Origin of the sequence: Paenibacillus sp. URB8-2 (assembly GCF_013393385.1) — a bacterium.
Lineage (GTDB): Bacteria > Bacillota > Bacilli > Paenibacillales > Paenibacillaceae > Paenibacillus_AQ.
In genome coordinates, this window is the sequence record NZ_AP023239.1 from 5263335 (window position 1) to 5274985 (window position 11651).

The following is an 11651-nucleotide window of genomic DNA, read 5'->3' on the forward strand; positions in this document are numbered from 1 at the left end:
ACTGGTCAATGGTGCATCAACAGCATAGGCGGCATATCAGATGGCAGCCATTCTGCTTCACCGGTTTCCTCCTGGCGGTAATAATAAATAGCTGGACGAAACGGACAACCGCTGCACACCTTTTTTCAGGAGGAACCTTCTATGAATCCAAGCCGCTCCAACAATCATTCAATAAATGAAAGTCCGCCCGCAATCCTTTCGAATCGCCCTTCTAAACGGAACTATTCCGGACATTTCTCAAGACGCCCTCTTAAATGGACATTGGCCGTTATTACCACTCTTCTTCTCTGGCTGATCGGCGTGATGATCTATCAGACGCACAAGCCGCTGCCTCCCGGCCTTTCGTTCGAAAGCCCTTTGTACCGTGTAGAGAACGTAACGTTATGGCAGGATCTGACTTACCCGGACGGCAGTCCGGAAGGCAGGCATGAGAGCGGTATTTTGCCGAGAATTCTGCAAATTATTGACGAATCCAGACAATTTCTGATTGTCGATATGTTCCTGTTCAACAATTATACGCATAAAGGGCAGCATTTCCCCCCGGTAAGCCGTACGCTCGCCGACAAGCTGATTGCCCACAAAACGAAATACCCGAATATGGATATCGCGTTCATCACGGACGAAGTTAATACAAACTACGGCTCCGCCCCCAATGCCCTGCTCGAAAAAATGAAACAAGCGGGCATCAACGTCATCGTTACCAATGTCGATCCTTTGCGGGATTCGACTCCCGCTTACTCCGCCGTCTGGCGCACATTCATCCAGTGGTTCGGGCAATCCGGCAAGGGCTGGGTTCCCAATCTAATGGCAAACAACGGACCGGATATTACCGTAAGGTCCTATTTAAAGCTGCTGAACGTCAAGGCTAATCACCGAAAAACCGTCGTCAGCGAACGCTCGGCACTGATCAGTTCGGCCAACGTGCACGACGCAAGCGCCTATAATTCCAATATCGCGCTTGAGGTGCAGGGACCGGTTATCGCGGATATTGTGCGGACGGAGCAGGCCGCGGCGGATTTGTCCGGTGCGGGTCCGCTGCTGAAGACACAGCCATTCTTTCCACAGTCTCCGGCTAACGGCGGCAGTCCGGTGGACATTCGTTATTTAACGGAAGGGAAAACATACAAATATGCGCTTCAGGCTCTCCGCAGCTCGTCCAAGGGTGACACGGTATGGGTGGGCATGTTCTATCTCGCCGACGACACCATTATAGACGAACTGGTAAAGGCCTCGGAACGGGGAGCTTCCGTGCGGCTTCTGCTGGACCCGAACCAGAACGCTTTTGGGCGCAGCAAAATCGGCATTCCCAACCGCCCCGTGGCCTTGGAGCTGAACCGCAGGTCAGGCGGACAAATATCCATCCGCTGGTATAACACAACAAAAGAGCAGTACCATACGAAACTGCTCTTTGTGGACAAAGAAAGCGGCAAGTCCATCGCAATCGGCGGCTCTGCCAATTTTACGGCCCGCAATCTGGACGATTATAATCTTGAGAACGATCTGTGGGCCGCATTTGACTCCAGCCAGCCGATTTACGGGCAGCTTGACGCTTATTTCAACCGGCTGTGGAACAATGAAGGGGCCGAGTACAGTCTGCCGCCGGCAAGCTATCAGAGCGAAATCACCTGGCTGAAATATGCCATCATGCGTATTCAGAACGCACTGGGTTTAACGACGTACTAGATAGAGTTCTTTGACCGGTCATGGCAGCCGGTGTACGGATAGAAAGAACTTCGCGCCGCTTCTTTACAGCAGCGGCGACATCAGCCTTGCCGCAGACTCCAGCAGCCGCTCCAGCAGCCGCTTATCCATAAACTTCTCGTGGATAATCTCCGATGTAGACAGCAAGTCGCGCTCGAAGTCGGCGACGATGCGCTTGACGCTCTCGGTCTGCAGCAGCAGCGCATTGACCTCGAAGTTCAAATGGAAGCTGCGCATATCCATATTGGCCGTGCCGATCGTGGCAATTTCGCCGTCAATGATGAGCAGCTTGGAATGAATAAACCCTTTTTCATACTCGAAAATTTTGACGCCCGCTTCCAGCAAGGCCGGGAAATAGGAATGGGACGCGAGAAACGGCAGCCATTTGTCCGGCTTGGCCGGGAACAGCAGACGCACATCCAGCCCGGAGAGAGCCGCGACGCGCAAAGCCGTGTAAATATCCTCGTCGGGGATAAAATAAGGCGATGCAATCCAGACCGACTTCTCGGCCGAGGTGATCATGGAGAAGAAAATATTTTTGAGCGCTCGCCTCTCGTTGTCCGGGCCGCTCGCGATAATCTGCACCGCGCCCCCGCCCCCGGTATACCGGAGCTGAGGCGACAAATAATCCTGCTCCAGGATCTGCTCGCCGGTCGTGTGCATCCAGTCCAGCAGAAAAATAATCTGCATCGTCCGCACCGCCTCGCCCCGCACCAGCATATGCGTGTCGCGCCAGAAGCCGTAGGTTTTGCTGCGGCTCAAGTACTCGTCGCCCACATTAAGCCCGCCCATGAAGCCGACATCGCCGTCGATGACCACGATTTTACGGTGATTCCGGTAGTTGACCCGGCTGGAGAAAAAGGTCTTTGATCTGCCGTACGCCGCAACCTTTACCCCCGCGTCTCTTAAAGCCTTAAGGAAACTCTGGGACAGATGCATGCTGCCCACGGCATCATACATGAAGCGGACCTTGACGCCGGCGCGGGCTTTTTCAATAAGGATCTGCTGAATTCTTGTCCCGATCTCGTCAGCGCGGAAAATATAATACTCCATATGGATGTGGTGCTGCGCCTGACGCAGCTCCATCAGAAGCGTCCCGAACGTCTCCTCGCCGTTGGTCAGCACCCGCGTCTCCGAAGTGAAGGAGATCGGCGAACGCGCCAGCCGCTGCGACAGGCCAAGCAGCTTGCGCTGCGAGGAATTGAAGACCGACCAGTCCTGGTGCAAGCGCAGGGCATCGTTCTCAATCTGCTCATAGGCCATCAGGTCGCGCTGAGCCTTTTTGTCGTATTTACGGCGCTTGAATACGTTTTGCCCGAACAAAAAGTAGAACACGAGTCCCACTACAGGAATAAGCGCAAGCAGAAGAATCCAGGCCATCGTCGACGACGGGTTGCGGTTCTCCATAAAAATGGCGAGCCCGATCGAAACGACCGTCAGCGTGGAAAAAATACTGATAATCGTACCGCCGGTGCTGCCGAAAATGCCGAAGCCGAAATAGTAAAACGCGAGCAAAGCTCCAATAATGATTACAGCCTGCAGTCCTCTTCTCATTGGCAACCTACCTCTTCCAAATTCACAACAGTTTTCGGAATACCATCATATATTTTACATGATAGCCGACCTTCTTCCTACATTTATCCCCTTTAAAAGAGCAATTACGACAAAACTGTAACCTGTTATTCGGCGACATCCTTTCATCCTTCCGAATCCCGGGCCGCCTAAAGGGCAAGAAGCCATCCAACACAAACCTGTGGAGGATGGCTTCTTTATTTATTTCAAGATCTACAACCGGCCCTGCATGGAGACCAGCTCCGGAAACACGGGCTCCAGACGCCGGTAAACGTCCTTGAACAGCGGATAGAGCTTCTCATACACGGCCCGGTTCTCTTCATTCGGAGCATGGCTCCTCAGAATGCCGACGCGGGCATCGGCTTGATCCAGCGAATCCAGCGCTCCCGTCGCGAACATCGCCAGCAGCGCTGCTCCGTAAGCGGAGGCTTCATAGCTGCGTGGCACATCGATCCGCAGGCCCGTCATATCGGAGAGCAGTCCAGTCCAGACCGCCGATGAGGCGAACCCGCCAGAAGCGAGCATCCGCTCCGGCGGACCGGCCAGGCCGCTGAGCGTTTCCGTCACATCGTTCACCGCGAAGAGCACCCCTTCCAGTACGGCCCGGACGAAATGCTGCCGTCCGTGGTGCAGGCCCGCACCGGCGAATACGCCGCGGGCATCCGGGTTCCAGTAAGGAGCGCGTTCTCCGCTCAGATAAGGAAGGAACAGCACGCCGTCCGCGCCGGCCGGAACCGACATGGCCAGGGTAATCAAGTCGTCGAGCGAGCTGTGCCCTGGCTTTGACGGATCGATGACGACATGCTGTCTCCCGCGCCGCTGCCTTCTCTCCGGTTGCGCCCGGATAGCATCCCTTATCTCCGGGCCGGGCAGGACGCCGTTCATGAACTGCTCCTTGAACCAGCGCAGGGCGATACCGCCGTTGTTGGTCGGTCCGCCGATCAGCCAGCGGTCTTCGCCGAACGCATAGCAAAAGGTGCGGCCCTGCGGGTCGGTCAACGGATTGGAAACAAACCGCCGGACCGACCCGCTTGAGCCGATCGTAACGGCGGTGTTTCCGAGACTGGCCGCGCCGGAGCCGATGTTGGCAAGCGCGCCGTCGCTTGCCCCGACAACCCACGGGGTATGCGGCAACAGTCCGAAGGCTTCCGCCATCTCGGGCTTCATTCCCCGCAGAACCTCGGTTACCGGCACAATCTCGCCGAGCCGCTCCTTCCCGATCCCGGCTAGCTGCAGCGCTTTTTCGCACCAGCCGCGTCCGGAGATGTGCAGCAGCCCGGTGGCTGCTGCCGTTGACACATCAAGCGCATACAAGCCGAAGCATCGATGCAAAAGGTATTCCTTGATGGAAATGAACCGGGCCGCTGTTTCGAACAGCTCCGGCTTGTTCTCCTTCCACCACAGCAGCTTGCCAAGCGGCGACATGGGATGGGCCGGGGTGCCTGTCAGCGCATACAATTCTTCCGCCGCACCGCTGCGCTTCAATTCTGCCAGTTGGGGAACACTGCGATTATCCGCCCAGGTGAGCAGGGGCGTCAGCGGCATTCCGTCCTTATCCACCGCCATAAGACTGTGCATGCCTGCGCTGACCCCCACCGCTTCGATGTCCTCCGGCTTGACCCCGCCGTTGATCATTGCCCGGCGGAACGCTTCGGCAACGGCATTCATAATCTCCTCCGGCCGCTGCTCCGCCCTTCCCGGCTCCGGGACAAGCAGCGTGTAAGCCGCTTTGCCCTGCCCGCGGATTTTACCATGCCTTTCATATAAAAATACCTTCGCGCTTGTAGTGCCGATATCCAGGCCGACGAAAAGTCCCATTTCCATCCTCCCTTCCCCTACCTGAGTCTATTATACACCCTCCCGGGGTAATTCCCGTAGATCTGTTATTCTTGAGAAAGTTGGGTTAAGGTATGAAATAGAGGATGGGCGTGTATATATCAGGCGAGGTGATAGGGTGAAAGCAATACCGAATTGTATATCATTTAGCAGAATCATTTTCTCATTGATTTTGATTTTTGTTGAGCCATTAAGCGCAGCCTTTTACGCAATATATATGATTTGTGGGGTCAGTGATATGATAGACGGGTTTATTGCCCGAAAGACGGGAACAGCGAGCAGACTCGGCGAAAAGCTGGATTCTTTGGCCGACCTGATAATGGTAGGTGTGTTATTGGTCGTGCTTTATCCAATCCTGAAACCTGCAACCGAAATCGTCATTTGGGTTATTTTGATTGGTATGATCCGATTGGCATCGATTGTCGTAGCCCTGAAAAAATACAAAACCTTTGCAATTCCTCACACTTACGGAAACAAAATCACCGGCCTCGCTTTATTCATATTTCCGTTATTGCTTCCCTATATTCATATGGCGGTGTTGATGGATATCCTTTGTGCTGTGGCCAGCCTATCAGCAATTGAGGAGTTGGTTATTCAGCTGACATCAAGTGAACTGGATGGAAACAGAAAGAGCATATTCACCAAATGAGCGCATTGAACGGGATGAGCGCGAAGCTTATCCTTAACCTGATATTTAAATTATAAACGCCCGGATTTCCGCGCATCGGATTTCCGGGCATCTTTGTTTCAAATAACTGCGATGAGGGGTGTGCTACACCGCCGCGGCGGCGCTCTCCAGAGAAGCTCTCCAAGACTGCAGCATGTGGAGATCATAGGGAAGAAACTCCTCCAGCATCCGGGATAATCCACGGTACAGCGAGCTGTTCGTCGCCGCTTCCAGTCTTTCGCAGAATTCCGGGGTCCAGAGCAGCAGATGCTCCCGCAAAAAATTCTCCTGGATGTCCAGCAGTTCCATCGCGCTTCTGACCGAAAAGCTGTTGAACAGCATCCGTTCGTGAAGCACAGCCATAAACTCCAGCTCGATGGCAATGTGATCGTCGGCCTCGTCGCCGCATTTTTTGAACACGATGCCTGCGGAAGCATACACATCGGAAAGCACGTTGCAGAATTCCTCCGCTTCTCCGAGGAGGGCCGCCTCTCTCGGCTTAAGGCCAACCACGGTTTCGTCACGCATCAGCCGGTCGTATTCCGCGGCTTCCGCCTCGCAGACCTGAAGAAGATCCTGCGGCTTCTGGCCGCATAAATAGCGCTTCAGTTCGCGTCCTCCCTCCGACATCTCGGCCGCCGCGCTGATCTGGCGATTGCGGCTCCACTGGGCGATTAGCGACAGGGTCGGTTTTCTTCCAAAAAAATCGGTAAACAGCTGGTATATGAATCCCCTGCTTCCCAGCCAACGTTTGAAGGCTTCCGAAACTTCCAGGGAAGGAACGGTCATATGCATTAGTAAATCCCCCTTGTAAGGTTTATCCGTACCGTACAGCCCGGCGGCTGCTCCTTACGGACTCATCATTGTCTTTCTCTGCTTTGTGAATAGATCGTGCACCCCCGGGAAAATCATACGGGCCGTGCCGCGAACCTACCACATTTTACTACGTTCTTCCGATAATTAAAAGTTATCACGGGTTGATGATTTCATTATAGCCCAGAATGAAAGCGCTTTTCGTGAGCATTCTATGGCGGATTGCCTTCAATTGTCGCATTACTGTCAAATTTTAATCCCCGGCTTGGCGGAGCCTCGGATAATCGTGATAATATATAACGAAATGCCAAAAGCCTTAAGATTGACGACACCGGCAACATTCTTTAAAATTTGAAATAAATCCACCGTGCAATGAGCCGTGCAACGAAAGGGGATAACTCATAATGGAACTGCTGACCGACCCTTTTGGGCGCGTTCACGATTATATGCGCATTTCGGTTACGGACCGCTGCAATCTGCGCTGTATCTATTGTATGCCTGCGGAAGGAATGCAATTTCAGCCGCATGACGAGATCATGAGCTATGAGGAAATCTCCTCCGTCGTGAAGGCGCTGGCCCCCGCCGGCCTGCGCAAGATTCGCCTTACCGGCGGCGAGCCGCTGGTCCGGAAAGATTTGGAGCGCCTGGTTGCCATGCTGTCTTCCATTCCGGGCATCGAGGATCTGTCGCTCACCACCAATGGACTTCTGCTGCCCGCCAAAGCGGCGGTGCTGAAAGAGGCCGGCCTGACTAGGGTGAACATCAGCCTCGACTCCTTGCGGCAGGAAAGGTTCTCCATGATTACGCGCGGCGGGGAAGTCGCCAAGGTGCTGAAGGGAATCGAGGCGGCCGAAGCCGCGGGACTCTCGCCAATCAAGCTTAACGTCGTGCTCATGAAAGGCATTAACGACGATGAGATCAAGGATTTTATCGCTCTTACCCTGAATAGTCCGCTGAATGTGCGGTTTATCGAATATATGCCGATCGGCAGCGCAACCGACGCTTGGCGGCAGACCTACCTGCCGCTGGAAAGAGTACTCGAAGCATGCCGCGAGGCCGGATGGGAGACCGAGGAAGCGCATCCGCCCGCCGGAAACGGCCCTTCCCAGGACAGCCGTGTCGTCGGCGCCAAAGGCACATTCGGTCTGATTCATCCGGTAAGCGAGCATTTTTGCGACAACTGCAACCGGCTGCGCCTTACGGCCGACGGTCATATCAAGGCCTGTCTGTATTGGTCCGATGAATATAACGTCCGTCCGCTGGCGGGTGACCCGGAAGCGGTGCGCGGCTTATTCCGCAAAGCGCTGGGGGGCAAGCCCCACAACCATGAAATGGCGCTGGCGCTGGAGAAAAAAGCCCAGAGCCACACGCCTACGACCCGCCGCATGTCACAAATCGGCGGTTAGACCGTAAGCTCGGCCCACAGCTTCCAGGCCATGTAGCCGGCCATTCCCCAGAGCAGCAGCGCCGAGAATATGTTCAGCAGCCGCACCAGCCGGCCGGAAGGATCGGCCTTGCCGAGCGCCCTTCCGGCGGCGGACAAGCCCATGAACCACAGCCAGGATACCCCGGCGGCCGCGGCGGCGAACGCCCAACGCTCCGCGGCGCCATACTGCAGGGAGCTTGTTCCGATCACGCCCACCGTGTCCATCAGAGCATGCGGGTTAAGCAGCGACACCGACAGCGCATAGGCTACCTGTTCTTTCGGAGGAAGAACGGCGGCTTGTTCTCCCGCTGTGCCCCCTCGCAGAATTTGTCGGCCCATCACGGTCAAAAAGACGGCGCCCGCCCCATAAATGAAGGGGGTCAGCCAATGGAGCGACAGCACCGCCAGGGACACTCCGCCTACGGCTGCGAAGATCAGCAGCGTATCGCACAGCGCCGCCGTTATCACGACGGGAAGCGCGCGGGTATACCGGGAATGCAGCGCTCCCTGGTTAAACACAAAAATATTCTGCGCCCCAAGCGGCAGAATAAGGCCGACGGCCAAAATAACCCCATGCATGACGACTTCCGTCAACGTTGTCCCTCCTAGCTGTTTATTGCGCGCGGCAAAGGCGCCGCGGCTGTTTCATTTTCCTTTACGATAGTACAGCCTTTCCGCCCTTAAGTGACCATCCAAAACCGGGTCAGGGAGCCCAACCAAAGGAAATATCTCCCCTCATCATGCTATACTGTGGTCAATAGACCAGCACGAAAAGAAACGGCTGCATCGTCCGGACAGGAGGACGGCAACCGTTTCTTAATTTAAGGAACAGACCAAGGTTTCTATGAAAAAGGGAGGGATTTCCATGTGGCACAGCGCCGGCATTTCTTCGGTAGACTGGCGCCCGGACCCGGCTTCGCCGCTGCCGCTCTATGCGCAAATCGCCGGATATTTCCGCGCCAAAATCGGCTGCGGCGACTGGCCGGCGGGCATGAAGCTGCCGCCGCAGCGCGAGCTGGCCCGTCAGCTTGGCGTCAACCGCAGCACGGTTGTTGCGGCGCTCGATCAACTCGCCGCGCTCGGACTCATCGAAGGAAGGCAGGGCGGCGGCACGAGGATAGCCGCGGAAAGAGCAAACCGGGGGATGGCGGGAAGCTGGAACGATTATGTGGAGGAAGGCATCCATTATCCCAATTTGCCGGCCGTTCAGGCGATCAACCGCCTGGAATTTCAGCCGGAGCTGCTTCGGCTCGGAACGGGAGAGCCCGCTCCCGAGCTGCTGCCGGGTGAAGAAATGCGCTCTATTCTGGCCGACTTGGCCCGGGACGAGCTGCCGCTGGCGTACGAGGAACCGCTCGGCAGCCTGCGGCTTCGGAGGGCACTCAGCGCGGAGCTGGGCCGAAGCGGCATTCAGGCGGCTCCCTCCTCGATTCTGATTCTTTCCGGGGCGCTTCAAGGCTTTCAGCTGATTTCCCTCGGCCTGCTGCCTAAGGGATCGACCGTTCTGCTGGAGAAGCCCTCCTATTTGTACTCCATTCATTCTTTTCAGTCGGCGGGGGTCAAGCTGCACGGTCTGCCCATGGACGGCCGGGGCCTCATGGCGGAAGGACTGGAGGACGCAGCCGTTCGAACCAAGGCGGCGCTGCTGTATACGATTCCCGCCTTTCATAATCCGACGGGCATTCTCATGGATGCGGAGCGGAGGCGGGAACTGATGGAGCAGACCGCCGCGCTGGGATTGCCGGTCCTGGAGGACGGAGCTTATCAGGACCTGTGGCTGGATGCCCCTCCTCCCCCGCCGCTGAAAGCTCTGGACAGAAACGGAAGCGTTCTGCACCTGGGCACTCTGTCCAAATCCGCTAGTCCCGGTCTACGTATCGGTTGGGTTGCCGGTCCCGAGCAGGTGATCCGGCGTCTCGCCGATATCAAAATGCAGACCGACTACGGCGCAAGCTCTCTCTCGCAGCTGGCGGCGGCCAAGTGGCTGGAGGACGGCTGCCACGAACGGCATTGCAGCGCCCTGCGCCTCACGCTGCGCCGCCGGCGCGATCTGATGCTGGAGCTGCTGGAGCGCCATTTTGCTGGACTGGCGGAATGGAGCAAGCCTGCGGGCGGCTTCTATGTATGGCTGCGCCTGAACCGGCCCGTGCCGCTGCCGAAGCTGTTCCGCGCGGCGCTGGCGGAAGGCCTGCTGCTGAACACCGGCGATCTGTACGACCGTTCCGACGCAAGGCATCTTCGCCTGTCCTACGCTTATGCCTCCCCAACCGGACTGGAACGGGGACTTGCCAAGCTGGCGGAGCTTATCCGCCGGTTTAACCGGATGGCCTGACGCCTGGAGGGCAGCGGATTGCCTATGCAATCCGGGCGGCTGCGGCCGAAGATCGGACGGCGGGGCCTGCGCAATCCGGACGGCCGGGCCTCGACGACTAGTCTGCGCAATCCGGACGACCAGGCCTCGGACGACTAGTCTGCGCAATCCGGGCGGCGGAAGCCAACCGGTCTTTTTGCCCCGACGGAAGCACAATCCGAATGCGCTACGTCTGCCGCTTATCCTGCGGCCCGGGCAGCGTAACGACAAACGCCGCTCCCTCCCCGGGATGGCTCTCCGCGCGGACATCACCCTGGTGAAGGTCGATGATCTTCTTCACCAGCGACAGTCCCAGCCCGCTGCCCCCGCCGCCCGAGCTTCTCGCCTTGTCCGCCTTGAAGAACCGTTCGAAGATGCGGGGCAAATCTTCTTCTCCGATACCCGCGCCGGTATCGGAGATCACGACCTCCGCTCCCCCATTCAGAGGACGCGCGGCAACGGTGATCGTCCCGCCCGCCGGAGTAAACTTGATGCTGTTATGCAGCAGATTGGTCCAGACCTGGCTTAGCAGATCTTCCACCGCCGTCACCGTCGTTTCCGCAAGCTCCGCTTCCACTTCAACCCCTTTGCCCATCCACTGCGGCTCGCAGGCCAGAATCATGTTTCGAAGCTGTTTGTCCAGGCGGTAAGGCTTCGCTTCGAACGGGAAGTTCCCCGACTCCAATACCGACAGCTTCAGCAGACTGTCGCTCACTCCCGACAGCCTGGCGCTTTCCGCCTCGATGATATCCAAATAATGCTCTCGGGTCTCCCGGCTGATCTCGTCGCTGCGCAGCGCGCGGGCGAAGCCCCGGATGGAAGTGAGCGGCGACTGGATTTCATGCGACACATTCGAGATGAAATCCTGGGTCATCGTCTCCATCCGGCTCAGCTCGCTGGCCATTTCATTGATCTCCTCCACCAGCTCGCCGAACTGGCCGTAGCGCTCGACGTGTTCCACCTTGACGGTAAAATCGCCTTGGGCAATCCGCCGGACGGCGTTCATAATCGGGATATAAAAGGACCTGGACCGCTCACTGCGCGGACGGCGGGTCCGGGCTGTTTGCTCGGGACGCCTTCTCTCAAGGCGCTCTCGCTCAGGAGGCTTACGCGCCGACGCCCCGCTCGCCCGGAAACCTCTCGCGCAGCCGATTGATGTGCACGTCGAGCGTGCGTTCGTTGCCCTCATAATCATAACCCCAGATTTCCTCGATCAGCCGGTCGCGCGACAGCGTCTGTCCCGGATAGCTGGCCAGCTTGAACAGATTTAGTATCGCATTCCCCCA

The 11651-nt window shown here is 57.0% G+C and carries 9 protein-coding genes and 1 pseudogene; 4 read left to right on the forward strand and 6 right to left on the reverse strand.

What is annotated here, in order from left to right:
- Window positions 1–141: 141 nt before the first annotated feature.
- A complete protein-coding gene (locus PUR_RS24360) occupies window positions 142–1683 on the forward strand; it encodes a phospholipase D family protein (protein ID WP_179037435.1) in 1542 nt (513 codons plus the stop codon).
- Window positions 1684–1746: 63 nt separating this feature from the next.
- Here the strand turns inward: PUR_RS24360 and cls are convergent, their stop codons facing one another.
- Window positions 1747–3255, reverse strand: coding sequence for a cardiolipin synthase (gene cls, locus PUR_RS24365; protein WP_179037436.1), 1509 nt, complete (start codon window positions 3253–3255; stop codon window positions 1747–1749).
- A gap of 231 nt (window positions 3256–3486) precedes the next feature.
- A complete protein-coding gene (locus PUR_RS24370; RefSeq protein ID WP_232101628.1) occupies window positions 3487–5091 on the reverse strand; it encodes a gluconokinase in 1605 nt (534 codons plus the stop codon).
- Window positions 5092–5227: 136 nt separating this feature from the next.
- Between PUR_RS24370 and PUR_RS24375 the strand changes: the two genes are divergently transcribed.
- Window positions 5228–5758, forward strand: coding sequence for a CDP-alcohol phosphatidyltransferase family protein (locus PUR_RS24375; RefSeq protein ID WP_179037438.1), 531 nt, complete (start codon window positions 5228–5230; stop codon window positions 5756–5758).
- A gap of 123 nt (window positions 5759–5881) precedes the next feature.
- Here the strand turns inward: PUR_RS24375 and PUR_RS24380 are convergent, their stop codons facing one another.
- Window positions 5882–6571, reverse strand: a complete 690-nt coding sequence (locus PUR_RS24380) for a TorD/DmsD family molecular chaperone (protein WP_179037439.1) — start codon at window positions 6569–6571, stop codon at window positions 5882–5884.
- Between the two features lie 419 nt (window positions 6572–6990).
- On the opposite strand from PUR_RS24380, the gene moaA reads away from it, so the two are divergent.
- Entirely contained in the window at window positions 6991–7995 is a 1005-nt protein-coding gene (gene moaA / locus PUR_RS24385; RefSeq protein WP_232101912.1) for a GTP 3',8-cyclase MoaA, read from the forward strand.
- Here moaA and PUR_RS24390 read toward each other — a convergent pair.
- The gene (locus PUR_RS24390; protein WP_179037441.1) at window positions 7992–8609 is read right to left on the reverse strand and encodes a LysE/ArgO family amino acid transporter; all 618 of its coding nucleotides are present in this window, start codon (window positions 8607–8609) and stop codon (window positions 7992–7994) included. The two genes, moaA and PUR_RS24390, sit on opposite strands and share 4 nt — an antisense overlap.
- Before the next feature lie 271 nt (window positions 8610–8880).
- On the opposite strand from PUR_RS24390, the gene PUR_RS24395 reads away from it, so the two are divergent.
- Window positions 8881–10347, forward strand: coding sequence for an aminotransferase-like domain-containing protein (locus tag PUR_RS24395; RefSeq protein WP_179037442.1), 1467 nt, complete (start codon window positions 8881–8883; stop codon window positions 10345–10347).
- 205 nt (window positions 10348–10552) lie between these two features.
- On the opposite strand, the gene PUR_RS24400 is transcribed toward PUR_RS24395, so the two are convergent.
- Window positions 10553–11518, reverse strand: coding sequence for a sensor histidine kinase (locus PUR_RS24400; protein WP_232101913.1), 966 nt, complete (start codon window positions 11516–11518; stop codon window positions 10553–10555).
- Window positions 11472–11630 (reverse strand): annotated as a pseudogene (locus tag PUR_RS26210) (winged helix-turn-helix domain-containing protein); the annotation flags it as partial. The pseudogene PUR_RS26210 and the gene PUR_RS24400, both read right to left, overlap by 47 nt.
- Window positions 11631–11651: the final 21 nt, after the last annotated feature.